Annotated in this window: 26 protein-coding genes and 1 riboswitch; of the genes, 9 read left to right on the plus strand and 17 right to left on the minus strand. The window is 44.2% G+C overall.

Annotation, left to right across the window (positions count from 1 at the left end):
* Positions 1–116: 116 nt before the first annotated feature.
* The 3 genes from sdhB to UQ64_RS21780 all read right to left on the minus strand — a co-directional run bounded on the left by sdhB (position 117) and on the right by UQ64_RS21780 (position 3,433).
* The gene (sdhB, locus tag UQ64_RS21770) at positions 117–881 is read right to left on the minus strand and encodes a succinate dehydrogenase iron-sulfur subunit (RefSeq protein WP_042130877.1); all 765 of its coding nucleotides are present in this window, start codon (positions 879–881) and stop codon (positions 117–119) included.
* A 75-nt stretch (positions 882–956) separates the two neighbouring features.
* Complete coding sequence (gene sdhA / locus UQ64_RS21775) at positions 957–2,699, minus strand: succinate dehydrogenase flavoprotein subunit (protein ID WP_060625545.1); 1,743 nt, start codon at positions 2,697–2,699, stop codon at positions 957–959.
* Positions 2,700–2,767: 68 nt separating this feature from the next.
* Positions 2,768–3,433, minus strand: coding sequence for a succinate dehydrogenase cytochrome b558 subunit (locus UQ64_RS21780; RefSeq protein WP_060625546.1), 666 nt, complete (start codon positions 3,431–3,433; stop codon positions 2,768–2,770).
* Positions 3,434–3,835: 402 nt separating this feature from the next.
* On the opposite strand from UQ64_RS21780, the gene UQ64_RS21785 reads away from it, so the two are divergent.
* Positions 3,836–4,738, plus strand: coding sequence for a LysR family transcriptional regulator (locus UQ64_RS21785; RefSeq protein ID WP_060625547.1), 903 nt, complete (start codon positions 3,836–3,838; stop codon positions 4,736–4,738).
* Positions 4,739–4,811: 73 nt separating this feature from the next.
* On the opposite strand, the gene UQ64_RS21790 is transcribed toward UQ64_RS21785, so the two are convergent.
* Together UQ64_RS21790 and UQ64_RS21795 are read right to left on the minus strand one after the other, a co-directional pair.
* Complete coding sequence (locus UQ64_RS21790; protein ID WP_060625548.1) at positions 4,812–5,480, minus strand: potassium channel family protein; 669 nt, start codon at positions 5,478–5,480, stop codon at positions 4,812–4,814.
* Between the two features lie 13 nt (positions 5,481–5,493).
* On the minus strand, positions 5,494–6,852 hold the full coding sequence (locus UQ64_RS21795) for a TrkH family potassium uptake protein (RefSeq protein ID WP_060625549.1): 1,359 nt from the start codon (positions 6,850–6,852) through the stop codon (positions 5,494–5,496).
* A 71-nt stretch (positions 6,853–6,923) separates the two neighbouring features.
* Positions 6,924–7,105, minus strand: a riboswitch (cyclic di-AMP (ydaO/yuaA leader).
* A gap of 315 nt (positions 7,106–7,420) precedes the next feature.
* Between UQ64_RS21795 and UQ64_RS21800 the strand changes: the two genes are divergently transcribed.
* Positions 7,421–9,106: a CPBP family intramembrane glutamic endopeptidase gene (locus tag UQ64_RS21800; protein ID WP_060625550.1), complete on the plus strand. Its 1,686-nt coding sequence runs from the start codon at positions 7,421–7,423 to the stop codon at positions 9,104–9,106.
* A 105-nt stretch (positions 9,107–9,211) separates the two neighbouring features.
* Here UQ64_RS21800 and uvrC read toward each other — a convergent pair whose 3' ends face one another.
* On the minus strand, positions 9,212–11,164 hold the full coding sequence (uvrC, locus tag UQ64_RS21805; RefSeq protein WP_280818238.1) for an excinuclease ABC subunit UvrC: 1,953 nt from the start codon (positions 11,162–11,164) through the stop codon (positions 9,212–9,214).
* Positions 11,165–11,285: 121 nt separating this feature from the next.
* Positions 11,286–11,603 carry a thioredoxin gene (gene trxA / locus UQ64_RS21810; protein ID WP_042130884.1) on the minus strand — a complete coding sequence of 106 codons (318 nt, stop codon included), beginning with the start codon at positions 11,601–11,603 and terminating at the stop codon, positions 11,286–11,288.
* 358 nt (positions 11,604–11,961) lie between these two features.
* Between trxA and UQ64_RS31050 the strand changes: the two genes are divergently transcribed.
* Complete coding sequence (locus tag UQ64_RS31050) at positions 11,962–12,117, plus strand: YqzM family protein (protein WP_156417639.1); 156 nt, start codon at positions 11,962–11,964, stop codon at positions 12,115–12,117.
* Positions 12,118–12,279: 162 nt separating this feature from the next.
* Here the strand turns inward: UQ64_RS31050 and dnaI are convergent, their stop codons facing one another.
* The 3 genes from dnaI to UQ64_RS21825 all read right to left on the minus strand — a co-directional run bounded on the left by dnaI (position 12,280) and on the right by UQ64_RS21825 (position 15,381).
* Positions 12,280–13,236, minus strand: a complete 957-nt coding sequence (dnaI, locus tag UQ64_RS21815; protein ID WP_060625552.1) for a primosomal protein DnaI — start codon at positions 13,234–13,236, stop codon at positions 12,280–12,282.
* A gap of 18 nt (positions 13,237–13,254) precedes the next feature.
* The gene (locus tag UQ64_RS21820; protein ID WP_060625553.1) at positions 13,255–14,793 is read right to left on the minus strand and encodes a replication initiation and membrane attachment family protein; all 1,539 of its coding nucleotides are present in this window, start codon (positions 14,791–14,793) and stop codon (positions 13,255–13,257) included.
* 291 nt (positions 14,794–15,084) lie between these two features.
* Positions 15,085–15,381: a YuiB family protein gene (locus UQ64_RS21825; protein WP_060625554.1), complete on the minus strand. Its 297-nt coding sequence runs from the start codon at positions 15,379–15,381 to the stop codon at positions 15,085–15,087.
* Positions 15,382–15,863: 482 nt separating this feature from the next.
* On the opposite strand from UQ64_RS21825, the gene hemQ reads away from it, so the two are divergent.
* A complete protein-coding gene (gene hemQ / locus UQ64_RS21830) occupies positions 15,864–16,616 on the plus strand; it encodes a hydrogen peroxide-dependent heme synthase (RefSeq protein WP_042191564.1) in 753 nt (250 codons plus the stop codon).
* 173 nt (positions 16,617–16,789) lie between these two features.
* Here hemQ and UQ64_RS21835 read toward each other — a convergent pair whose 3' ends face one another.
* Both UQ64_RS21835 and UQ64_RS21840 read right to left on the minus strand, forming a co-directional pair.
* Positions 16,790–17,047 carry a hypothetical protein gene (locus UQ64_RS21835; RefSeq protein ID WP_060625555.1) on the minus strand — a complete coding sequence of 86 codons (258 nt, stop codon included), beginning with the start codon at positions 17,045–17,047 and terminating at the stop codon, positions 16,790–16,792.
* A 1-nt stretch (position 17,048) separates the two neighbouring features.
* Positions 17,049–18,242 carry an NAD(P)/FAD-dependent oxidoreductase gene (locus UQ64_RS21840; RefSeq protein WP_042130890.1) on the minus strand — a complete coding sequence of 398 codons (1,194 nt, stop codon included), beginning with the start codon at positions 18,240–18,242 and terminating at the stop codon, positions 17,049–17,051.
* A 330-nt stretch (positions 18,243–18,572) separates the two neighbouring features.
* Here UQ64_RS21840 and UQ64_RS21845 point away from each other — a divergent pair, with 330 nt between their 5' ends.
* The gene (locus tag UQ64_RS21845) at positions 18,573–19,547 is read left to right on the plus strand and encodes an NAD(P)/FAD-dependent oxidoreductase (protein WP_094877850.1); all 975 of its coding nucleotides are present in this window, start codon (positions 18,573–18,575) and stop codon (positions 19,545–19,547) included.
* A gap of 130 nt (positions 19,548–19,677) precedes the next feature.
* On the opposite strand, the gene sda is transcribed toward UQ64_RS21845, so the two are convergent.
* Both sda and UQ64_RS21850 read right to left on the minus strand, forming a co-directional pair.
* Positions 19,678–19,821 carry a sporulation histidine kinase inhibitor Sda gene (gene sda / locus UQ64_RS30305; protein ID WP_036685584.1) on the minus strand — a complete coding sequence of 48 codons (144 nt, stop codon included), beginning with the start codon at positions 19,819–19,821 and terminating at the stop codon, positions 19,678–19,680.
* A gap of 314 nt (positions 19,822–20,135) precedes the next feature.
* Positions 20,136–20,798 carry a YheC/YheD family protein gene (locus UQ64_RS21850; protein ID WP_060625556.1) on the minus strand — a complete coding sequence of 221 codons (663 nt, stop codon included), beginning with the start codon at positions 20,796–20,798 and terminating at the stop codon, positions 20,136–20,138.
* 329 nt (positions 20,799–21,127) lie between these two features.
* On the opposite strand from UQ64_RS21850, the gene UQ64_RS21855 reads away from it, so the two are divergent.
* The gene (locus UQ64_RS21855) at positions 21,128–21,337 is read left to right on the plus strand and encodes a hypothetical protein (protein WP_042130893.1); all 210 of its coding nucleotides are present in this window, start codon (positions 21,128–21,130) and stop codon (positions 21,335–21,337) included.
* Positions 21,338–21,404: 67 nt separating this feature from the next.
* On the opposite strand, the gene UQ64_RS21860 is transcribed toward UQ64_RS21855, so the two are convergent.
* Together UQ64_RS21860 and UQ64_RS21865 are read right to left on the minus strand one after the other, a co-directional pair.
* Positions 21,405–21,857, minus strand: coding sequence for a GNAT family N-acetyltransferase (locus UQ64_RS21860; RefSeq protein ID WP_060625557.1), 453 nt, complete (start codon positions 21,855–21,857; stop codon positions 21,405–21,407).
* A gap of 101 nt (positions 21,858–21,958) precedes the next feature.
* Positions 21,959–22,318, minus strand: coding sequence for a HesB/IscA family protein (locus UQ64_RS21865; protein WP_060625558.1), 360 nt, complete (start codon positions 22,316–22,318; stop codon positions 21,959–21,961).
* A 373-nt stretch (positions 22,319–22,691) separates the two neighbouring features.
* Here UQ64_RS21865 and mqnE point away from each other — a divergent pair, with 373 nt between their 5' ends.
* Both mqnE and UQ64_RS21875 read left to right on the plus strand, forming a co-directional pair.
* A complete protein-coding gene (gene mqnE, locus UQ64_RS21870; RefSeq protein WP_060625559.1) occupies positions 22,692–23,798 on the plus strand; it encodes an aminofutalosine synthase MqnE in 1,107 nt (368 codons plus the stop codon).
* A 50-nt stretch (positions 23,799–23,848) separates the two neighbouring features.
* Entirely contained in the window at positions 23,849–24,910 is a 1,062-nt protein-coding gene (locus UQ64_RS21875; RefSeq protein ID WP_060625560.1) for an NAD(P)/FAD-dependent oxidoreductase, read from the plus strand.
* Positions 24,911–24,976: 66 nt separating this feature from the next.
* On the opposite strand, the gene UQ64_RS21880 is transcribed toward UQ64_RS21875, so the two are convergent.
* On the minus strand, positions 24,977–25,231 hold the full coding sequence (locus tag UQ64_RS21880) for a YuzB family protein (protein WP_060625561.1): 255 nt from the start codon (positions 25,229–25,231) through the stop codon (positions 24,977–24,979).
* Between the two features lie 81 nt (positions 25,232–25,312).
* Here UQ64_RS21880 and UQ64_RS21885 point away from each other — a divergent pair, with 81 nt between their 5' ends.
* Positions 25,313–25,561 carry a NifU family protein gene (locus tag UQ64_RS21885; RefSeq protein WP_042130899.1) on the plus strand — a complete coding sequence of 83 codons (249 nt, stop codon included), beginning with the start codon at positions 25,313–25,315 and terminating at the stop codon, positions 25,559–25,561.
* Positions 25,562–25,692 lie beyond the last annotated feature (131 nt).

A 25,692-nucleotide genomic window follows, 5' to 3' on the forward strand; every position in this document is an offset into this window, starting at 1 on the left:
TCTGAGCTAGACCAATTTCCTATTCCCTACCAATTATAAACAAAAAAGCTATCCTCAGCGAATAAAAATCCACCACTCAGGATAGCTCAATATTAAAGATCTGGCGGTACTACTTATTACACACCTAACCAGCGTTTGAACATATGTTTTGTCGTCTGCTTGTTAATTTCTGCAATGGAGGTGGTAAGAGGAATTCCCTTCGGACAAGCGCGTACACAGTTCTGTGAGTTACCACAACCATCAATACCGCCATCTTCCATCAGAGCATCCAATCTTTCATCAGCATTCATTTCACCCGTAGGATGAGCATTGAACAAGCGTACTTGAGAGATGGCTGCGGGTCCAATGAAATCCGTCTTCTCGTTGACATTCGGGCAAGCCTCCAAGCATACGCCGCAAGTCATACACTTAGATAATTCATAAGCCCACTGCCGTTTCTTCTCCGGCATCCGCGGTCCCGGCCCAAGGTCATACGTACCATCAATTGGAATCCAAGCCTTCACTCTTTTCAGTGCGTTGAACATCCGAGTACGGTCAATGACTAAGTCACGCACCACTGGAAATGTCTTCATAGGTTCAATGCGTACAGGTTGCTCCAGATTGTCTATAAGCGCTGCGCAGGCTTGGCGAGGTTTGCCGTTGATCACCATCGAGCAAGCTCCGCATACTTCTTCTAGACAGTTGGAATCCCAGCATACTGGAACGGTACTGTCACCTTTGGCATTTACAGGGTTACGCTGAATTTCCATCAAAGCACTGATTACATTCATACCCGGACGATAAGGGAGCTCAAATTCCTCAACATAAGATGAGCTTTGTGGATCGTCCTGGCGGGTGATGATAAACTTTACGTTTTTGGGAGCTGTAGCAGTTTCCGCCATAATGGTTCCCTCCTCAAATTGCCTAATTTTATTTCATGAAGCTTGCCTCGCAAGCTGTTTCGCTGCTGAGAATGATTAATCCTTAGAATAATCACGTACCCGTGGTGGGATCAGTGAGACATCGACTTCGTCGTAGGAGATTTGCGGACCATCTGCAGTCCAGGCTGCTTTCGTGGTCTTCAAGAACTCCTCATCATTACGATCCGGGAATTCCGGCTTGTAATGGGCGCCGCGGCTCTCATTGCGCATAAGAGCTCCCAGTGTCATCGCTTCGGACAGCTCTAGCATGTTCCACAGCTGACGGGTGAAAGCCACACCTTGGTTATTCCAACGCGACGTATCGTTCATATTGATATTGCGATAGCGCTCTTTAAGCTCTTTGATTTTGCCAATCGTCGCTTCCAGCTTCGGATTATGCCGTACAACCGTCATATTGGCGGTCATCCATTCGCCCAGTTCCTTGTGAATCACATAAGCATTCTCTGAACCTGACATCGCTAGCAGAGACTCATATTTGTCCGTCTGCTTTTTGTGGAAGCTATCATATACAGAAGAAGAGATATCCTGTGATGATTTCTTCAGACCTTTAATGTATTCAACAGCCTTTGGCCCAGCAACCATACCACCGTAAATGGCAGATACCAGAGAGTTAGCGCCTAGACGATTCGCTCCATGATATTGATACTCACATTCGCCTGCTGCAAACAGACCAGGAATGTTCGTCATTTGGTTGTAATCAACCCACATACCGCCCATGGAATAATGCACAGCTGGGAAGATTTTCATCGGTATTTTACGAGGGTCATCCCCCATGAATTTTTCGTAAATTTCAATAATCCCGCCAAGCTTCACGTCCAGCTCTTTCGGGTCCTTGTGAGAGAGGTCCAAATACACCATGTTCTCGCCGTTAATGCCCAGCCCTTGATCCACACACACATTAAAAATCTCACGTGTAGCAATATCGCGCGGTACCAAGTTACCGTAAGACGGATATTTTTCTTCGAGGAAATACCAAGGTTTACCGTCTTTGTAAGTCCAGATGCGACCCCCTTCACCACGTGCCGATTCCGACATCAATCGAAGCTTGTCATCCCCCGGAATAGCCGTCGGGTGAATCTGTATAAATTCTCCATTGGCATAATGCACGCCTTGCTGGTACACCGCACTTGCGGCTGTGCCCGTATTAATTACGGAGTTCGTCGTTTTACCAAAAATAATACCAGGCCCACCGCTAGCCAAAATAACAGCATCCGCAGGAAAAGTCTCAATCTCCATTGTCTTGAGATTCTGGGCGCTGATGCCGCGACATATGCCTTCGTCATCGATGATAGCGGATAGGAACTCCCAGTTCTCACGTTTCGTTACGAGACCTTCGGATTCCCAGCGGCGCACTTGCTCATCCAGTGCGTACAGAAGCTGCTGTCCTGTTGTCGCGCCGGCAAAGGCAGTGCGGTGACGCTTCGTTCCGCCGAAACGACGGAAGTCGAGTAATCCCTCTGGTGTGCGGTTAAACATTACACCCATCCGGTCCATAAGGTGGATGATGCCCGGAGCCGCTTCACACATCGCCTTGACCGGTGGCTGATTCGCCAGGAAGTCACCGCCGTAAACGGTATCATCGAAATGCTCCCAAGGGGAGTCTCCCTCCCCTTTCGTATTTACAGCACCGTTGATGCCGCCTTGCGCACATACGGAGTGTGATCTTTTTACAGGAACTAATGAGAATAAATGAACATGCGCACCGGACTCCGCTGCCTTGATGGTAGCCATCAGGCCGGCCAGACCGCCGCCCACGATAATGATATTTGCTGTTGCCATGATAGTTCACTCCCTTTATCGAAAATATCAGAAAGGATTCTGGAATCTAGTCCTGAGAGGGTAATTACTTAGATGAAAGACTTTATGGACTGAGCTATGGAAGCTGCGGTTTGAAATTCAGCATCACGGAAAGTGACTAGCGAAATAAGGAACATAAACGTTACAAGAACAAATATTCCGAGACAAAGGTAAGAGGATACCCGCTGTGAACGAGGTCCTACCGTGATTCCCCAGCTGATCAAGAAAGACCATAGGCCGTTCGAGAAGTGAAAGCATGCGGCAACGATACCGATAATATAAAGTGTCAACATCAGTGGCGAAGTCACGATATCGTGCATCAGACCGCCCAGTTCTTCGTGCTCCACACTACCAACTGCCACCTGAACCCGGGTTTGGAATAAATGCCAGATTATAAAGACAAAAGTAATAATTCCTGTAATACGTTGCAGCGTATAACGCCAGTTTCTTTCAATGTTGAAACGGTTCAGGTTCGGCTTGGATTGATAGGCAATATACAGTCCGTACACGCCATGGTACAGCAGAGGAAGCCATATACCGAACAATTCCAGGAAGAAGACAAGCGGCAGGCTATTCAGCCATATCACACTGTCAGTGAAACCGGAAGCGCCACCCTCTACAGCCGCAAAATTCGTCATCATGTGCTCAATGAAGAAAGCTCCAAGCGGGATAACGCCTAGCAAGGAATGAATCTTTCTGGAATAAAATCCTTTCATACAAAGTAACCCCTTTCCGATTAAAACAGCGTTTTCATTAATGTGTATTCACCGCCGGAACTGCAATTGACACAGGATAACGTAGACTATGCAATGACAGAATGCCTATATTTATCGCTATCCCCTGGTTTCCCGGACTTTGTTTTCTTTTTCACAAAATGTGAATATCTTGTGTCACTTTTCATGTTACTCCTTTTTCCCTTATAAGGGAATTGCAATCTAATTATTAATCGTTATACAATAAACGCATAAGAATAGATTTTATATGATAATAATTCTCATTTAGAGAAGCAACATTTTCCGACAAAACTTTTATTCCCTTATGGAGCAAGAAGTATTGTCTTCATGGCTATGAATTTCGTCACTACTGTTTATAGATTGCACTATGAGAGGAATATAAATATGTTTGACGATTTAGATGTTTTTGCAGCGGTGGTGGAGCATTCCAGCTTAAATCGGGCCTCACGCCAGCTCAATTTGTCCCAACCTGCCCTATCTCGCAAAATCTCCAAGCTGGAAGAACGTCTGGGTGTCGCGCTATTTAATCGTTATGGCAAGCGTTTGGAGTTAACCGAGGTTGGGCGTCTCACTTATTCCTACGCACTTGAACAACGGCAGCAACGCTCTAAATTTCTGGAGGCTTTGTCTAAATACAAAGAAGGCGAGCCAAAGCTGGTCACCTTAGGGGCATCACTCACCTCACTTCAGACCACCCTGCCTCCACTAGTTAACGCTTATATGGAGAAATACCCAACTGCGGAGCTGAAGCTAATCACGGGACGAACGCATGAGATTGTCTCCTCTGTCAGTGAAGGAAAATCAGATATAGGTCTGATCGCTTCCTCGATTCAAGAACCTGGACTGCGCTGTATTTCTCTGTTTGAGGATCAACTTCGACTGGTTGTTTCTGAGCATCATCCTCTGAATCAATCTTCCAAGCTAACCATGGATGACTTGTCCCGACTACCTATGATTCTTTTCTCCAAAGGAACCTGGTACCGCCGTCTAACAGACGACCTATTCCAACGCTGTGGGATTGATCCAGACGTGCGTATGGAGATTGACTCCTTCGAAGCCATCGTGCGGCTACTGCCGACGGTCAATGTGGCAGCGTTACTGCCTAAGTCATACCTGCGTCCGCAATTGTTAAACGGCGGCGGGCTGGTATCACTGCATATTAAAGAGCTGGAGCAGACGCAGCGAACTACTTGTCTGATTTACCGTGACGATGGAAGCCTGAGCACAGCGGCTCGCAGCCTGGTACAGGTTACAGAAGAAATGTTTCTGACGGAACGAGAGAAATAATATCTGCCTCTACGTGCAACCTGAATTTTTAAAAAAACCTCCGTCCCATATAAAGGACGGAGGGATTAACTATTTAATCTTGGTTTACAACTTCATCTTCAAATCGATCAATGCTTTCATTAGAACCAATAAGTACCATAACATCGCCTTCACTTAAATGGTCATGGGCTGTTGGAGCAACGATAATCCCACTTTCCCTATTAAGGGCAACAATACTGCAGCCGTATTTCGCTCTTGTATTTAAATCTGACAAGCTTTTTCCGTTCATGCAGGACGGCACGGTTAGCTCGACGATTTTATAATCTTTCGACAGTTCAATATAATCCAGCAAATTGGGCGTCACGAGCTGATGTGCTACACGAATACCCATATCCCGCTCCGGAAAAATAACCCGGTCCACACCCAGCCTGGACAACGCACGACCATGAAGAATTGAGATCGCCTTGGCTACGACTTGCTTCACTCCAATTTCTTTTAACAAAATAGCCGCCAGAATACTTCGCTCCATATTGTCGCCAATCGCTATAATTCCACAGTCAAAGTTCCGTACACCAAGCGAGCGCATAATCCCCTCATCTGTAGCATCTGCTACTACCGCATGCGTCAGGTGATCGCTCATTTCCTCTACACGTTCTTCATGGTGATCAATCCCGAGCACCTCGTAGCCCATTTCCATTAGCTCAAGTGCGAGACTTGACCCAAAGCGGCCTAAGCCGATTACTACAAATTGCTGTGCTTTCATTTCCGATTAGCTCCTATCCAATAATTATTTTACCTTCTGGGTGCTTATACAATGGTTTACCCTGTTTAGGACCAAGCGCATACACTAAAGTTAGTGGACCTAGTCGACCCGCGAACATAGTCAGACAGATCAGAATCTTACCGATGATAGATAGTTCAGGTGTCAGCCCCATCGTTAGCCCTACCGTGGCAAAAGCTGAGGTTGTCTCAAATAGTATCGCTAAGAAGTTACTATCCTCTGTTGTGGACAGTAACATCGACACAGTGAGGACCAATAGCAAAGCGAGTAATGTTAGCGTCAACGCTTTATAGATACGCTCCTGCGCCAATCGATAACGGAACAGTACAACATCTTCACGCCCGCGCAGCATCGCGATTACTGCACCAATCATTATAGTAAAGGTTGTAGTCTTGACCCCACCACCTGTTGAACCCGGTGATGCACCAATAAACATAAGAATAACCATAAAAAACTGTGAAGCTTGCCGTAGTCCGGCAATATCCACCGTGTTGGCACCAGCGGTTCGGGGTGATACGGACTGAAAGAATGCCGATAATATTTTGCCGCCGAAATTTAGATTACCCAGTGTGCGCTGATTCGTAAATTCAAATATAAAAATAACCAAAGCACCGATAAGAATAAGTCCAGCAGTGGTAGAGAGTACAACTTTGCTATGCAAAGATAATTTACGTTTTACTCGAAACTCCACCAGATCCGACATGACGATAAAACCTATACCGCCGGAGACAATCAGAAACATCACCACGATATTCACAAGCGGGTCATATACATAATCGGTTAGACTCCGGAAATCCCCAAAAATATCAAATCCAGCATTATTAAACATGGACACTGCATGAAATATCCCAAAATAAATGGCCTTACCGAGCGGCATATCAAATGCCCAGCGCATGGACAGCAGCACCGCTGCACAGCCTTCGATGACCAAAGAATAAATTAGTACCCTCCGGATCAGTCGAACAATTCCCTCCATAGAGCCTTGGTTCATGGCTTCCTGTAGGATCAGTCTGTCCCGCAGGGAGATTTTACGTTTCATCATCATGGCAAATAAGGTGGCCATTGTCATAAACCCTAAGCCGCCGACCTGGATAAGCACCATGATCACGGTTTTCCCAAAAATGGTGAATGTCGTCCCGGTGTCCAGCACCACAAGTCCTGTCACACAGGTTGCTGATGTTGCAGTAAACAACGCATCAATAAAACTCACAGCATTCCCGTTGGTACTCGATATGGGAAGCATAAGGAGCAAGGCTCCAATCAGAATAATAGATGCAAAACCAAGCACCAAAATCTGAGGCGGAGAGAGCTTCAGGAACTTTGATTCAGAAACCCTGCGAAACTGTGAAGCCACTACGCTCACCTTCTTATCTTAATTTAAAAAAACCCAACAAAAAAAGCACTGGAAAACCAATGCTACCCTTGGTTCCTGCAGTAAATTAGCCTACGAGGTTAGCTGACGGATTCGGACTGTGCAGGCTGCCCTATTCGTTCCTAGAACGAAATTCACCCCTGATGAATAAAGACACCTTTTACGGCGTATACTCATCTTTTCATTACTTCTTATGGTTCCCCCGTTTTCACCTGAAATTCGGCTATATACAATTGCATACAAATTATATATGTTATTTCGATAAATCACAAAGACACAATTAATGGTGAATTCATATGAAAAATGCGGTTTGGAGAGAATGCGCCATAAGGAGTGCCTTTTCTCATCACTTTTCCGTGTTTTCCCTGCAATTGCATCGATTTTCATGAAAAATGAAGAAATGATCACTTTAAATTCATGGTATATATTCAGTTACCTATTCTATAATATCTCTATTACCCATAAAAAGAATATACGATGATTTTTGTAACTATCATGGTACTAATACTATAATGGAACATAACATTGTCAGTTTACAAGGAGGCGTTACATGAATCCCGTTGGCCAGCCCTTACAGCAACGTGCCCTCTCCAAGAGGCTCATCATCTCGGGCATGATCGGTCTTATTCTATTTATTATGTTTCAGATTGCTCCCTCGGTGCTAAATAGCCCTGCCGGGGAAGATACTACCATTATCAGCAAGACGGAAGCCCGCGACAAAGCGATATCATTCGCAGAACAAAAGCTAAACTACACCAAAGAACCAACTGATCAGTGGAATGTACTGTACGAAACGGACTCTTCCTTTTACGGTTATATGTCCCGCGAGAAGCTTTTGGAGGACTATACAAAAAAGAAATTGGATCAACGATATCCTTTTGACATCTTTCGTGTAACACTTAGTCCTTCAGCGGAACAAGAGCCCCTGATCTCCGTTGACCTCAATATGTATACTGGGGCAGTTGTCGCTTTCACACAAGGTGCAGAAGGATCAGGTGCCGGATTACCAAGCACTGTATCCACCAGCGCAAAAGAAGAGGACAAGGGTACTGCCTTATCACTAGCACAAAAAGAAAATCTTGCCCGTCCCTGGCTTCAGGAATGGGATGTGAATCCCGCTAAGCTGCAAATTGAATCGAATATGGGAAACTATGGGCTCGTGTATACTGATCGTTCGGTTCAGATCGGCGAATCCTTGCTGCACTATTATTTCGATTTCGCTGGCGAACAGGTATCCAGCTTTAAAGCAGGATTCTCTGCTCCAGCCTGGCATACCTCCTACGTGAAGGACCAGACCTCTCTCGCGGAAAAGCTTACTCTGTTCGGCTACGGTCTGCCTACCTTAGCTTTAGGAATTCTGGCACTCATCTACAGCATACTTAGAAGAGAACACACCTCTTTTAAGCGAGGAATATTCCTTAGCTCGGCTTATTTTGTAATCATGATGATCAGCACCTATAATATGCTTCCTGAATCCTCAGGCGAAGGACTCGAGGCTCAGATAACTTCCGTCATTATGTTCATCATTTATGCCTTATATAGCCTTCTAATGTCCTCCCTGCTCTATTTCTCTCTAGTTGGCGGCGACGGCCTCTGGAAAAAAGAAGAGGGGATGAATCCATGGCCCCGTGCCAAAGAGCCTGGCTATGGAAAATACGTGCTGGATAGTATCCGAGCTGGATACATCTGGGCATTCGTACTGCTAGGGGTGCAGACCCTTATGTTCATCGTATTATCATTTACTTTACAGAACTGGTCCACTACTGACGCTACTCAATCTCCTTACAACATGAGATATGCTTGGCTGCTGCCCATCGTTGCATGGCTCGCTGGTTTATCCGAGGAAGCTATTTATCGTTTTTTCGGAATCCCTATGTTGAAAAAAGTATTCCGCAGCACGTTCATTGCTTGCCTGATCACTACGCTGGTCTGGGCGTTTGGTCATACGTTGTATCCGATCTATCCCATCAGTTCCCGTCCTATTGAGCTGACCGTGATCGGGCTGCTCTTTAGCTATATTTTCCTTCGTTACGGCTTTATTGCCGTCATGTTCAGTCACGTCGTGTTTGACAGCATTCTGATGGGCGCTACGCTGATCTTTATGAAGGAAAGCGTGAATGTAGGGGCTGGTATCTTCGCGATTATCATGCCGTTCATAGTCGCCTATATCGTCTACCGGTTTAATCCGCCGCAAAAATCAGAACCTAAGCCGGTTGAACCTACATCAATAAGTTAAAGAAGTAACGGGGCGATACCCGATAAAGAAAAAAGGTGTCACAGCAGAAAACTGCTATGACACCTTTTTTTATTTACGTATACATCATTCCAGCATTTCGAATGCCTATGTCGCTGGCTCTTCATCCTTGAGCGCCTCAAGAATTTGACTAGCCAACTTTTCGCCAATAGAAAGTGATTTGAAATCCTCGATGGAGGCTTCTTTAATTTTCTTTAGCGATCCGAAATGCTTAAGCAGTGCCTTGCGCCGCTTTTCGCCTATACCTGGTATGGAGTCCAGTTTAGAGGTAACCATGGACTTCCCACGTTGTTCACGGTGGAAGGTGATAGCGAACCTATGCACCTCATCCTGAATTCGCTGCAACAAGTAAAATTCCTGACTATCCCGAGCCAAAGCGACAGGTTCTGGCGGATCTCCAACCAAAAGCTGAGCCGTCTTATGCTTATCATCCTTAACGAGACCACAGACCGGAATGAATAACCCCAGCTCATTCTCCAAAATATCAATGGCTGAGGATATCTGCCCTTTACCACCATCGACTACGATAAGATCCGGTATCGGCAGGTTTTCTTTCAGCACCCGTTCATACCGCCGCCTGATGACCTCGCGCATGGTTCCATAATCATCCGCACCCACTACCGTACGAACCTTATATTTACGATACTCTTTTCGTGCGGGCTTGCCATCAATGAAGACAACCATCGCAGAGACCGGATTGGTCCCTTGAATATTCGAGTTATCGAACGCCTCGATCCGGCTTAAGCGTTCGAGACCCAAGCTCTCACCTAAGCTTATTGCAGCACCAGAGGTACGTACTTCATCTCGTTCAATAAGCCGGAACTTCTCGTCGATTGCGACTGTTGCATTTTGGCAGGCCATACCGACCATCTGCTTCTTGAGGCCACGCTGTGGCACTAGTACTTTCGTGCCGAGCCACTCCTGTAGAATAGAGGCGCCACCTGCGGCATCAACGACACCTGCTGCTGATGCTTCAGCAGCGGCCATTTCACGCGCCTCAGCTTCTTCAGGCGATTCGGGGGTATCTTCCCCCTTTTGTAGATCTTCTTCGGCTGGAGCAGCAATGATAATCGCAGGTTTTGCTTCTTTATCAACTGCCGCTTCCTCGTCAAGCACATCCGGCAGAAGAATCTCTTGCGGCAGGGCTGGATTATCACTGTAATACTGCGTCACATAAGACATAAAGTCACTATAGGCTTCCCCATAGAACGGAAAGACGGAAGAGTGGCGCTGAATCATCTTCCCTTGTCTCATGTACAGAATCTGTACACACATCCATCCCTTGTCTACCGCATAACCAAATACATCACGGTCCTTAGTATCTGTAGTGTTAATCTTCTGTTTCTCCATCAAGGCATCAATATGGATAATTTGATCCCGAAGTTCCTTCGCCCGTTCAAAATATAATTCCTCAGCAGCTTCCTGCATCTTCTGCTGTAAATCCTTCTTAACCGCATCATGACCTCCGCTCAGAAAAGCAGCGATATCTTGCGTAATCTGCTCATACTCAGATTTCTGCACTTCCTTCTCACACGGCGCCAAGCATTGACCCATGTGATAGTAAAGGCAGACCTCCTTTGGCATTACGCCACATTTACGGAGCGGATACATACGATCGAGAAGCTTTTTCGTTTGCTGTGCAGCATAACCATTAGGATAAGGGCCGAAATATTTTGCTTTATCTTTAATCACCCGACGTGTAACTTCAAGCCGTGGGTGAGTTTCATTCGTTATTTTGATATAAGGAAATGTCTTATCGTCCTTCAGAAGTACGTTATAACGCGGCATATGCTTCTTAATCAGATTGCACTCGAGAATGAGCGCTTCCATGTTGCTGGACGTAACAATATATTCGAAATCAGCAATGTTAGCGACAAGCCGCTGAGTTTTACCATTATGACTGCCTGTAAAATAAGAGCGAACCCGATTCTTAAGTACCTTCGCCTTGCCTACATAAATAATTGTGCCTTCTTCATTCTTCATCAGATAGCACCCGGGCAGGTCGGGTAATAGAGCTAGTTTGTTGCGGATATTGTCCAAAATGATCCCCTCCAGCTAAATTGGACCCATAATTAATTGGCATTCAGCACACAAAACGCCTCCGGAATGAACCGAAGGCGCTGAGCGGCAGGGCCAAGGCCCGAACAGTAGCATTTAACAATTATTGATGTTTAGCTACGATATTTTTCAGGGATTCTTTGGAGTTCAATCCCACAACTTTATCTACCGGTTGACCGTCTTTAAAGAAGATCAGGGTTGGGATACTCATAACGCCAAAACGGGAAGCCGTTTCCGGATTCTCATCCACATTCAATTTTGCAATTTTCACGCTGTCTCCCAGCTCTGCGGACAATTCGTCCAAGATTGGAGCAATCATCTTACAAGGACCACACCAAGGAGCCCAGAAGTCTACTACTACAGTACCTTGACCTTCCACTTCGTTACTGAAGGTTTGGTCAGACACGTTCACGATAGCCATGATATTGTTCCTCCTCTAAAGTTTTACGAAACATTACTCCATTCTAAACCAAAGCTTAGTTTATGGAATCTGCTCCGAAAATATAAGTTAATAAATTGTTTCATGTAATATGATAACCAAATTACCACTTACCGACACAATTCCAGTATAACATATCTTTAAGGGATATGTTATATATCACATACAATTATATTGCTCTCAAACTAATTTTATTTACGTTACTCTTTTCTTTACAACCTCCCCAGCCTTTCGGTATACTCTAAGAAAGCGCATTAAATGTCAATGACTTATTTCATAATGGTCAACTCAATTTGCATCTTAACAATACAGGCATTGTCCCTGTAAGGAGGCAGAAGCTATGGATGTCAACGCGCAAGTACGGGACCCACGAGAACATATCAACGAAGAACCCCGCAATGATCTAGGTGATTTAATGAATGGATTTTTCGGAATGACTGCATTTATGACCGTTGTCTTTTTCGGCATGGTTATCATTAAGTTCATTACGGAGTAAGGGAGTCATCGCAATATAAACAGAGGCTGTCTCAACAGTAGTGAATGCTACTAATGGGGTGGCTTCTTTTTTGTGAGTAATTAGGGAAACAGAGAGCAGCGACCCTCCAATAAAAGGAGAATCGCTGCTCTTTCGAATTTTTCGGTTGTGAATATTTCAAGATTATCTAATCGTCCCCCGTTGATTCTCCCCATGCAGTGGAATAACATCCACAAAAGGAGCAATACGATCCATCAAACGTTGGCCTTTATAAATTTCCTCGCCATCCTTGCTAGTGAAGCTAAGGTGCTTCTCCAAACCATCCAGTGGATAATTCGAGGTATAGAAGGTTGGTTTACGGTTCATCCTATAATTCAGAATCGCACCAAGCACATGATCACGCGCCCAAGGATTCAAGTTCTCCGCACCGATATCATCAAAAATAAGTAAATCGCAGTTTTTCATCGTATCCACGGTTTCCTTCATCTTCTGGCCGTCCATCATGATCGACTTCAAATCCTCGATAAAATCTGGCATATATACGATAACTCCAGTATAGCCGGCAACAGCAAGCTCATGGAGCAAGTAACACATCAGAAACGTCTTACCTGTTCCGAAAGTCCCATGTAAATAAATCCCGCGCGAGGTCAGACCCTCTTCTTTAACGCTCGTGATATAATCAAATATTTTATTAACCGCTGAGACCCGGCGTGGATCCTTGCCCATAATATCTATTTCATCATAACCGCCATTAAGCACACGCTCGTCCACATAAAAGCTACGGATACGTTTGCGGATGTTATCCTGATTATCCTGTGCCACTTTAAGTCGGCATGCCGTCTTGCGTTCATATAAGTCCGCCGAACCATTCACGCTCTCTACCGTAAGTTTGCTAAAGTGACCAGGGAAATCATTCGGACATTTCTCTAGACCCGGACAGTTCGCACAGTTGCGGCTTTCCTCTACATATTGATACAGGCGGCTCATATGAAGCCGCAGTCGCGAATCGTCCAGCTCAGGATGTTCGGACTGTAATGCCTTCACAAGTGGATGATTGAATAACTCCTGTTCAAGATCGCGTTGACGCTGCCGTAGAGTTGGATTGTTGATCGAACGAAGCACATCGCCCATAGACTCCATAGTTCCACCTCTCTTTCATTACGGCGCTTGAGAAACGCCTTTTTTCTTGTTAGCCTTAATTTCCGCCGCTTTCTTCATCATCGCCGCGAATTCCTCTTCCGATACCGTTCCGGCACTTCCATCGTCCAGCACAATCGGAATTTCCGGTTTAGCGGATCGGCCTGTATTTTTGGCATATGAACGTGATCTAGATCCTGCCGCCGTGTTAGTTGTGGCTCCCTTGCCTTTCACTTTGGACTGATCCCTGATATATTTTACAGCCTTTTCGTAGGTGTTCACCTGTTTAACCAGCATATTGGAAGCGATGGCCTCCACAAAATTTCTGTTCATTCGCTGTTCTCCACCTGAGGCAACCATAGTCATTAAATAATGAATAAGTACATTGATTACTTCACCGCTCAGCTTATAGTTCAAATCTATCTTCTCGAACATATCCATCAAATGACTGGGTACTGCACCTGGGAAAAAGGTTTGAAGCAGCCGTGTATAAGGTTCGTTCCGCAGCATCATATTATATTGGTGAATGTCACATTTGGACAAAAATTGTGGTGGTACTTCTACATAATACTCCATCTCTACAGATTGCTCTGGAGGCGCTATAGAATCATCATTCTCTTCTGAGGCACTGGAACGGATAGAAACAACCTTAGCAGCAGCAATTTCACGTTTTTCTTGTCGTTTCATATCCTGCCTGAAATGCTGGCTCGCTTTATATTGCAGTGCATCCAGTATAACCTCGCCTTCCGGTGAGAACACGCCATCTTCATCCAGCAGACGACATAAATCCTGCGGACTGAGTTCATACTTATGAGCTACATAGTTAATAACACCCATTTGAGTATGGTCAAAACGCAATTTTTCTACATGAGCCCGATTCACGGACTCCCGTGGAAAACGCAAAATAATATCGCTATATCCAATTGCTTGTTCTCCAGATTCACGCATGCCAGGCTGACGCACAGTGGCTACTTCTGCAAGTGCCTGCTCCAGCTCATAATCAATGACATGTGTATTAAGTTGAAAAATATCATAAAAAGGCACGGAGATATTCTCTTTGCCAATGGATCTGCGACTCCACTCTTCTGGCTCTCGGTTCCAGAATTGTTCCCGTAAGGACAGCACAGCAAATTTGCCGATTTTATCGCGTAACAGCAACGTCAAATGCTGAGTGGCAAAAAAGTCAGCTGGCGATAGCGGCGGCATTAGCTCATATTCATATAAGTAATCATCGGTTTCCGGCACATAGATTCGACAGGTCTGTAGCAGACCTACCGCTTCTAACCGGGAAGCCTGATCTATTAAATATTTGCGGCCTTTCTCATTCGGTTCAACGCCTAGCGTCATAAATAACCTGCGCTGTTGCTCCACTCCAGAATAGCCAATGCTATCTGCCGGCACATGTTCAACCAGCAAGCGATAGAAACTGATTGCAAAAGCTCCTACCATAGGCTGATACACAGAGCTAAGCATACGTCCATCTATAACACTAAGACCAAATTCGCGGGAAACGCAGTACCGATGATGTTCGGTGAAATGATGTAAGTTACTCATGCGCATCTACGGATACCCCCTTGTTTTCACGAATTCATACAGGATTCTATTCTATCACAAAATAAGAAGCGGGAAATGTAAATAAAATCCCAATTTCGATTCTTTTCGCTATATAATCAACTTCTTTTTACGAGTTTCTACCTCTATTAAACAAGAAGAAACGGTTTCACTGTCCTCTAAAAGAGGAAGGTTCCGTTTCTCGCAGAATTTAAAATTGATTCTTAGCGTAGAACTAAAATCTTATATGTTCAAAAAAACGACTCTCACATCAGAGCCGCAGGTACTTAATTTAGATCTTTAAAACATCTTGTAACCGCCAAAGCGCAGCTTTTGAATGGTCCATCCACTCAGTATAGCACCTGCAAGACCAGCGATACCTGTTAAGTAATCAACAAAGTGAAAACTGGAGAGATGCTCCCAGAGCGACATCGCGCTTCTATCCCAAATGGAATAGATTACGACGGGTAGAATAATCAGTACGAATAGATAAGCGGGAAACCAGGTTGTCTTCATTAACATGTTAAGAATAAATCCAATACCAAACATCATCACAAAGAATAAAACGGTTAGGATAAACACTGGAATAAACCCCATCTTACCGTCACTACCCCTTTCTATAAAGAAGCGCACATCTAATACGAGCTAGTAGTAAGTTTACTAGAAAAAATGTCACGAAGCAATGAACTTTATACAAAATTAGGGCTAAACCTCTTACAACGGAATGTCATCATTTGCTCTAAGCAACTTGATTGCGATACAATGCATATAGATTAATAAATCATACATAGTCTATGATGCAACAGCTTCGTAGCTAGTTTTACGCGACGATATTTCAAGCGGAGCCTGTGCTTCGTAAAACTAAGTGTATGCTTACGATGTGAGTTTTACGCGATGTTATTTCAAGCGGAGCCTGTGCTTCGTAAAACTAAGCGTATGCTTCCGATGTGAGTTTTACGCGATGTTATTTCAAGCGGAGCCTGTGCTTCGTAAAACTAAGTGTATGCTTACGATGTGAGTTTTACGCGATGTTATTTCAAGCGGAGCTATGCTTCGTAAAACTTTTAAGGAGTGAGATCATGAACGAAGCCGCTATGACACTGGAAGGCTGGTATGCATTGCATGACTTCCGCTCACTGAACTGGACCGCATGGACGGCAGCAGATGATGAAGAACGTGCCGTTGCTCTGGAAGAATTACATGCTTTTATGCAGGAATGGAGCCCTGTCGAAGAGGCTAAACAAGGCAGCTCCGCGGTATATTCCATCGTTGGCCAGAAGGCCGATTTCGTAATGATGTTCTTGCGCGAAAGCTTAGAAGATCTGAACCAGCTTGAGACGGCCTTTAACAAAATCGCTTTTGCTCAATATACAACTAAAGCCTATTCCTACGTAAGTATTGTTGAATTAAGCAATTACCTTGCGGGTGGCAGCGATGGCAGTGATCCTATGCAGAATCCGCATGTTATCGCACGTCTAAAACCTGTTTTGCCGCAAGCGAAGCATATTTGCTTCTATCCAATGAACAAGAAACGCGAGCTCGCCGATAACTGGTACATGCTTGATATGGATAAACGCCGGGAGCTGATGGCTTCTCACGGATTAATCGGACGTGGTTATGCTGGTAAGGTGAAACAGATTATTACCGGCTCCGTAGGTTTTGATGATTGGGAATGGGGCGTAACCCTGTTCGCTGAAGATCCATTACAGTTCAAGAAGTTGGTCTACGAAATGCGCTTTGACGAAGTTAGTGCTCGCTACGGCGAATTCGGACCTTTCTATGTCGGCAACCTGCTGACTGAGGATTCTTTTGAAGAAATGCTCAAGTTGTAGTACCAAGAAGAAACGGGTACCGTCCTTTTAGGGACGGTACCCGTTTCTGTGAGAGATAGAAGGATAAATTATAGTGTGAAACATATACATTCTTATATTTAAAAAAGGGTGAGTCTCCAGATCTTTATGGAGAACTCACCCTTTTTAAATGCTATAACGAAAATTCCTGTTACCTAATCCTCTTCGCTGTCATCTTCATCATCACGCAGACTTTCCAAATATTCAGCCGTAGCCCGGTCACGTGCACGCCCTTTTTCCTTTAAGCGTTCAATGCCAGGAAGAATGAGCAGATCTATTTCCTTTTGGACAACATATGCTAGATCGTACTGATTCTGATCCTCCAGATAAGATCCAACCTCAATCAGTCCGTTATACCGGTCCAATTCTTCACGGGTCAGCAGTCCACGCACCTGCACGCTGCAGTGACGCATCTTATAAGAATCTTCCTTTTTTCAGAACCAGCGGAATCCCACCGATAATGAACAAGTAGCGCATATCCACAACTTTTTTCAATTGAGCTGCGGTCCAGCCCTTGTATGTTTTGCTGCCAACTACAGCAATCCCTTGACCTTTGCCTAGTGAAGCTACTGTTCCTTTATTGCTGAATGCGAATTTCTTTGGTTGTTGATTACGAATCGCAGCCACCAAATTATGTGCACAGCACTCTCCCTGTTGCATAGCAATTTGTGCTGTTGGCGGGTAAGGACGTCCTTCTGGGTTAATCATCAAGGAGCCGTCTCCAATAATGAAGATATTGTCTTGGCCTGGTGCACGTAAATATTCATCTACCTTCACACGTCCACGCATAGCTTCAAATCCTGCAGCTTCAATCAGACGATTTCCGCGAATTCCGCCTGTCCAGACAATTGTAGAAGCTTTAATCTCTTCGCCTGATGCCAGAATTACACCGTTTGGTAGACATTCCTTGATCGCAACGCCCATTTTAAATGTAACACCCTTCTTAGTGAGCAGGTTCATCGCATACTCAACAAGTTCAGGAGCAAATCCAGGTAGAGCTGTTGGAGCAGCTTCTATGTTATATATATTTACCATGCTTGGATCAACGTCAAATTCTTTGCACAATCCAGGGATGCGGTCAGCTAATTCGGCCACAAACTCAATTCCGCTAAAGCCGGCACCACCGACTACGAAATTAATATGCTCCTGAGCATTGTTCTCGTTCTTGTATTTAGCAAATTGATACTCAATATGTTCACGAATCAAACGAACAGAGTTGATGCTCCGGATCGTCAGTGCGTATTTATCAAGTCCTGGAATACCGAATGTTTCAGGCTCTCCGCCCAAAGCAATGACGAGATAGTCATACGAAAGAGTACCATCCTCCAAAATAATCTTTTTCTGCTGGGTACGAATTTCCTGAACAGATGACTTAACGAGATCGATCTTGAATTCATCGATTAATTTAGAAATAGACACCCGAGTGTGTTCAATACTATCCGTACCTGCGGCAGGCATATGTAGATGGGTAGTAAAATAGTGGTACTCGTGACGGTTTACGAGCGTGACATCCGCTTCATTATAGTTCAAAGCCTTCTGTAAGCGCTGTGCGGTCAAAATACCCCCATAGCCCGCGCCTAAGATTACGATTTTGGGAATACTACTCATGTTCCGGCTCCTTCCAAGAGGTAAATCTGTCTTTGTATTTTTTATTGAAACAATGTACGGTCCTTTTTGTGAATTTATACACTTATATTTAGAAGAAATTCCAATCAAACTTAAAGGATTTCTAAATTGACCATATCCATTGTAAACCTTAGTGTATTATTAATCAAACATTAAAATACTAAAAAACGTCACATCTTATTGTGTTCTAAAGTCTTTCTTTGCAGGTATGTGTCACAATGTTTATAATAAGAAAGAATACAAGTATGGCAAAATGAATATATCAACTCGGAGGTGTAATATCCCGTGACACAAGAGCAATCCGGCGTTCCTATGAGCGACCTTTTAATCATAGGTGGCGGTCCAGCTGGCATGTTTGCCGCATTTTACGGTGGGATGCGTCAGGCATCAGTAACACTTATTGAAAGTATGCCCCAATTGGGAGGACAACTTGCTGCACTTTATCCTGAAAAATACATTTATGATGTAGCAGGTTTCCCAAAAGTAACTGCACAAGAATTGGTTGACAACCTGACACGGCAAATGGATATGTTCCAATCGAATATCCGGCTGGAGGAGAAAGTAATTTCTGTTCAGAAACGGGACGAACGCCATTTTGTAGTTACAACTGATGTAGCAGAATATCACAGTAAAGCTATTATCATTACAGCTGGCGTAGGTGCTTTTGAACCTCGTCGTTTAGAGCTGCCAGACGCAGGACGGTTTGAAAAAGCCAACCTCCATTATTTCGTAAATGATTTAAATGCCTTTAAAGATAAAAAAGTTCTGATTAGCGGTGGTGGTGATTCCGCAGTAGACTGGGCACTAATGCTGGAACCAATCGCGGAGCAAGTAACCCTGATTCACCGCCGGGATAAATTCCGTGCGCATGAGCACAGTGTAGAGAATCTGATGGCTTCCAAAGTTAACGTAATTACACCTACTGAAATTACAGAACTGCATGGTGACGAGTTTATTACTAAGGTTACCTTATCCCATATCAAGACCAAGGAAACGCAAGAAATCGAAGTCGACAGTGTAATCGTCAATTTCGGATTTGTTTCCTCTCTGGGGCCTATTGCAGAGTGGGGTATCGACATTGAAGGAAACTCCATTGTCGTTGACTCACGTATGGAAACGAGCATTCCAGGAATCTTTGCTGCCGGTGATATCACAACTTATCCAGGTAAGCTGAAGCTAATTGCTGTAGGATTCGGCGAAGCCCCAACGGCTGTGAATAACGCAAAAGTCTACATCGATCCAGAAGCCAAGCTTTCACCAGGACACAGCAGTAATATGAAACTCTAATTCTACCTACTACAATAAAAAAGGGTATTCTGATAGGCCTATCAATAGCAGCCTATCAGGATACCCTTTTATGTTTGTGACTCGCGGTTTATTTATATGTAGCCAGCTACAAAGTTATACTTTGCGCTCTTTAATGAAGAACCGCATGAACTGGAGAGTGTAAGTTGCGTTTGCGAATCTCAACGAGTAGAAGAGCGATGAAATCATGCTCTAGTTGCAGTTCTATCGCTCTATGGTAAGAGTCTAGAAGCATCTCATCTGACAATTCAACCATAACGTTCATCTACCTTTCCTGTATTTGGATCTAAATCTATCATATCAAACTATCATTTTTCGAACAAGCGTTCGTGTTATCCACAAGTACATGTGGAAATCCTGTGTATAATATGTGCGTAAGCGTTACAAAGGTGATAACTGCACAGTGGAATATGGGGATAATAGTTATACACAGGATTGAACCACTTGTATACAGCTAAAAATATATTTTTATTGTAAATAAATTACAATATGATTCGCCCCAAAAGAACGCAACTAAACGCAATTTTATCTTACTACTCTATTATCGTCAATTCTAAAATATTTGTTAATTTACTGAGGTCTTGTATTAACTTCCAGAATCCATATTTTACCTGAATAATCCACGGCATAATCAAAACCCAGTTCACCTATTCCCGGGAAGTGCCGCTCCATTAGTTCGATACATACAAGCGTTAGTCTGCGCATCTCTGCTTTCTTCGCCGAAGCTTTAATTCGAGGCAACGATCTGCGAAGTCCTTCTCGACAAGAAAGCATCGTGCCCCCTTTACATAAATTCGTTACGAACAGACCAGGTCTAGCCAGTCTCCCTACCATGGAGCGAAACTCCCAAACAGCACCATTTTTCACTACTTTAACCCGATAATCAATAGGACGCCCACCAATTCTGGCGAGAGAAATCCCCTGTTGAATCAAATATCTACGTCTGACCTTGACGAAATGGAGCGCACGTCTCATGGATTTAAAGTCTTTGTAAATTCGAGTTCTGTCCATATAAGTGAATCCATAACCTCGATTATCCCGAAACACTTTGATTACACCGTAACCTCCGCCGCCAACTATAGGTTTAATAACAACATTTCCGTATCTCCGGAGCATGGCTAACAGTGAGTCAGCCGAATACACCCTCGTCATTGGTATATAATGAGAAACCCTCGAGTCACTGAGCAATGCTTCTGTCTTTAACCATTTGCTAGCTAATTGTCTTCCCGACATCGTCCTTTCCCTCCCTTCACATTCCAGCCTACCCTATACATTACTCAGAAAAGGTCCCGCCCTCTTGTATGATTGTCCGTGTAGGAAGAGGCTCTTAGCAAAAAGGGCTTAGAGCTTGTATCGACAACAATCTCAACTTGCATGGTTAGAGTGCAGATTTTGAAGAATCTTATCTCTGAGCATTCGACATTTTAATCGTAATGGATGAGTTCACTATAACTAGAATAATATTCAAAATCGTTGTATTATTAATAGCGGTTACATTTCCGATTCTAAATTTATAATTATGACTTAGAGGCTCGCTAAAAAAAGCGCGGGGAGGGCTCGGAATGGCTCAGTTTTTCGAGGTTTTATATTGGGTGGCCATGCTTGGGATGTCCATCGTATTGGCTGGAACAACTATACTGATCTGCGCTATTGGCTTTAAATTCATCAAAGACAGACGCAGAGCATTGGGTGCTGGCTGTATTGCCTTTTCCCTTGGAGCCGCAGCGCTCATCGTGTTTATGATTAATTACAAGTTCATTATTCCGGCCTAGTTGGACTCAGGAACAAACAAAAGCCCTCTCGCGGAATTCCGTCGGAGGGCTTTCGTTTGTATATCACTCATATATCTTGCGAAAGACGGATCATATCGACTACCTTAATTCCATTTTCAACAATCTCTTCACTGTAATGTCTAATAAAAAAGTCTCTATCGATTCCGATAATTCTAAATCCACATTTCTGATAAAGAGCCAATTGTCCTACACTAGAATTCCCCGTACCCACTTCAATCGTCTTCGCACCAAGTAATCTCGCATTCTCAATCGCATGATAAACTAGCTGCTTTCCTATCCCTTTACTTTGCTGATTCTCATCAACGGCTATATTCACTAGCTCCACAGTCTCAGGTCTCGTTTGTAGCAAAACATAGACACCGATAATGCAATTTTCCACTTCAGCTACAAAACATTGGCCTCTTTTTAAATACGCTTCAACAAGACTTGGGGAAGGATCGGCTAATAATAACAATTGCAAGGGAGGTTGTTCTTTTGCGTTTAATTTCCTAATTAGCATGCTTAGATCTCCTTGTGATGACTTTTGTCATTGAAAAATAAAAAAGCCTCCAAGCCCGTGTTGTAGAACTCAACATGGGGCTTGGAGACATAACGTCGTAATTAGCAAGGCTCTTCGTTCGGTTTCCCTGCATCCAAAGCGGTCCGGAAGCTTGAGCCGCAGCCGCAGGTTGCAGTAGCGTTCGGGTTATTAATGGTGAAGCCACCAGTCATGCCGGATTCTTCAAAGTCGATTTCGAGACCATCCAGGTAACGAAGATTCTCTTTCTCCACAACAACCTTCATCTCTTGAATGTCCATATATACGTCCTGATCGCTTTCATTATCATCAAAGCCCATAGCGTAAGAGAATCCACTGCAGCCGCCGGGCGTTACTCCAATACGGAGGAACATGTTCGGCACTTCTTGTTCAGCAAGCATCGCCTTTAATTGTTCTGCTGCCTTTTCGCTAATATTAATCATGATCATATCCTCCTAAAAATTAGACTGACTTCACAAGAAAAAACTTATGTTTAAGAGACCTTGCGGTCAAAAGTTACTTTCTTAAAAATATATACTTAATAAACTCAGTATAACCGACTATTCCATTACCCTCAAGTCACAACTGCCTTATGCTTGACCTGCCACACCAAAATAAACCATCCATATCCAGCTGTTGATCCCCTTATAAGAGAGGTTTATAATAAGGAAGGCAAACATAAGTAAAAATTCGGAAATTTGTCACGGAGGCTAAACCTCCGCTTTATTTTCATGAATGAACAGCTACCGTCTGGGTAAGTCTGGGAATTAACTGCGGGCAATAGCCCCCGTAAAACTTTCAGGAGGAATTCATAATATGTCTACTCTTTTCACCCCCCAAACAGACGCCCGAATGATGAACATTATTGAAAAAGTTCGCGGCGGCGAAAGATTGAATTTAGAAGATGGCGTTTATTTATATCAAAGTAACGACCTACTTACGATTGGCCAGCTAGCAAATGAAGTCAATCTCGCAAAGAACCACAACAAGGTGTATTTTATCGAAAACATGAGTCTATATTTCACCAATGTTTGCGAATCTCATTGTGCATTCTGCAATTTCCGCAAAGATGATGGAGAAGAGGGAGCTTATACCCTTTCCGGTCAGGAAATGGTGCAATATGTCGAACAGCATATTCATCCAGGTGTGCGCGAATTCCATATCGTCGGCGGTCATAATGACAAAGTTCCCTTCCAGTATTATGTGGATTCATTAAAAGCCTTGAATGAACGTTTTCCTGAGGTAACCTTAAAAGCATACACTGCAGCCGAAATTGATTTTTTCACCCGAATTAGCGGGTTAAGTATTCGTGAGGTGCTGGAGCAGTTGCGTGCTGCAGGACTTAAGACACTTACTGGTGGTGGCGCAGAAATATTATCTGACCAATACCGTAAAAAAATGCGCGTAGATAAAGCTAATGTCGAAGAGTATCTGGAAGTTCACCGAACAGCACATCAGCTTGGCATGAAGACACATACAACTATGCTCTACGGCTCCATTGAGTCGCATGAAGACCGCATCCGGCACATGATGCAGATCCGCGATCTGCAGGACGAAACCAACGGCTTTATGGTGTTCATTCCATTATCTATGCAGCCTAAGAACAAAAATGCAGGGATTATGCGCCGCAACTCGGCTTATGAGGATTTGAAGACGATAGCGATCAGCAGATTGATGCTGGATAATTTCGATCACATCAAAGCGTACTTTATTAATATCGGTCCTCAGCTTACTCAGGTTGCACTGAACTTCGGTGCATCAGATGTACATGGCACCATTCTTAAAGAACGTATTAGCCATGCGGCTGGTGCATTAACACCTGAAGGCCTCACTCGCGATGAATTGATCTGGTTAGTGAAAGGTGCTGGACGAATTCCAGTAGAACGCGACACGTTCTACAATGCGATAAAGGTATACGAATAAAAGACTAGCTTAGATCCGTTATCCTATATTGGAAAGGAAGTTCGGTCAGCATGAGAACACTACTCGTTCTGGGCGGCGGCTATGGCGGCTTGGCCCTAATTCAAGAATTGCTCAATAATCACCTTCCTCAGGATATTGAAATTATCTTAATTGACCGAATGCCTTATCAAGGAATCAAAACGGAATATTATGCACTTGCCGCAGGTACAGTAACTGACTATCACTTGCGGATCCAGTTTCCGGTTCATCCCCGTCTCACTATTCGTTACGGTGAGGTGAGTTCCATTGATTTGGAGAGCAGAATCGTTACAATGGAACCTGACGAGACTGTGTCTTATGACATACTAGCCATTGCGTTAGGCTGTACCGACAATTACCATAACATCCCTGGAGCTGATCAATATACTTGCAGTATCCAGACCTTTGCAGGAACTCGGGAAACTTATCAACGCTTAAACGATGTGAAACCTTATGGAACAATAAACATTGTAGGCGGTGGACTAAGTGGAGTGGAATTGGCGGCAGAGCTTCGGGAGAGCCGACCAGATCTTAATATTTCTATTCTGGATCGTGGTGAACGTGTCTTGTCTGCCTTTCCTGCGAAGCTGTCACAGTACGTGGAGGAATGGTTTCACCACCATCAAGTACAGACCTTTGGACGTGTTTCTGTATCCCATGTAGAGAAAGATGCACTGTTTAACGGTGAAGAGGAAATTCTTTCAGATGTTACGGTATGGACCGCAGGGATTCAACCAGTGAAGGTCGTTCAGGAATTAACAGTCCCGAAGGATCGTGGAGGACGGATCATTCTGGATGAGTATTATCGTGTACCTGATTATCCAGAAGTGTATGTGATTGGCGACTGCGCCAGCCTGCCATTCGCTCCAAGCGCACAAGCAGCAGGAGCGCAGGGTGAGCAGGTCGCTCATGTTATTCAAGCCTTATGGCGCGGCGAGACCCCTAAACTTCATCCTATTCGTCTGAAGGGTACTTTAGGCTCACTAGGCAAGAAAGCTGGATTTGGTCTGATGGGCCAACGCTCCGTCAAAGGGCGGGTTCCCCGTATCCTCAAGAGCGGGGTGCTCTGGATGTCGAAACGCACTTTAGGATAAACCTAAGGGCTGCTCTCATCCGTTTATATAACGGATGAGAGCAGCCCTTTATTTTACAAGGAACATTTAGTCAAGTTCTATATTGAACCAAGCCTCTAGCTCTTTGATTTTGGCAGCAATCTTTTCTTCTAGCTCGTCAACAGTATCTGCTGCAACGATGTCTCCTTCAACCATGGCGAAAGGCGTTAAATAACATTCCCCGCAATTGTTCAGGCATCCGTATTCGATCACATCGTAATCCGGATTCTCTTCCAGCTTATGCATTAGCTTGTCTGTTCCGTGACCCATGTTACTGGCACAAAATTCAATAATTGGTCTCATGATGATCTCCCTATTCCGCCTAACCATTTTATTTTTTAACTTTTTGTACTATAATGAACTTATGAAAGGAGTGATTGAGAAATGAGTGAGAATGCACAAAGCACCGAAATGTATGATGAAGTATTGGAAGTGCTGGATAAGCTTCGTCCGTTCCTGCAGCGCGATGGCGGCGATGTTGAACTGGTCGATGTAGAAGACGGCATCGTTAAGTTGAAACTTATGGGTGCCTGCGGCAGCTGCCCAAGCTCCACGATCACCTTGAAAGCCGGGATTGAACGCGCCCTTCTTGAAGAAGTAGAAGGCGTACAAGAAGTTATGCAAGTATTCTAATCCCATTCAATATCATTCCCGATCCCCTCTTCAGGAGATCGGGATTTTCTTATTATAGTGGATTTACCCTTCCCCTACAACATACAGCATAAAACCCGCATGCCATTATGGCAGCGGGTTTTATGTGTATT

The sequence above is a fragment of the Paenibacillus etheri genome (genome assembly GCF_001012825.1).
GTDB lineage: Bacteria > Bacillota > Bacilli > Paenibacillales > Paenibacillaceae > Paenibacillus_AQ > Paenibacillus_AQ etheri.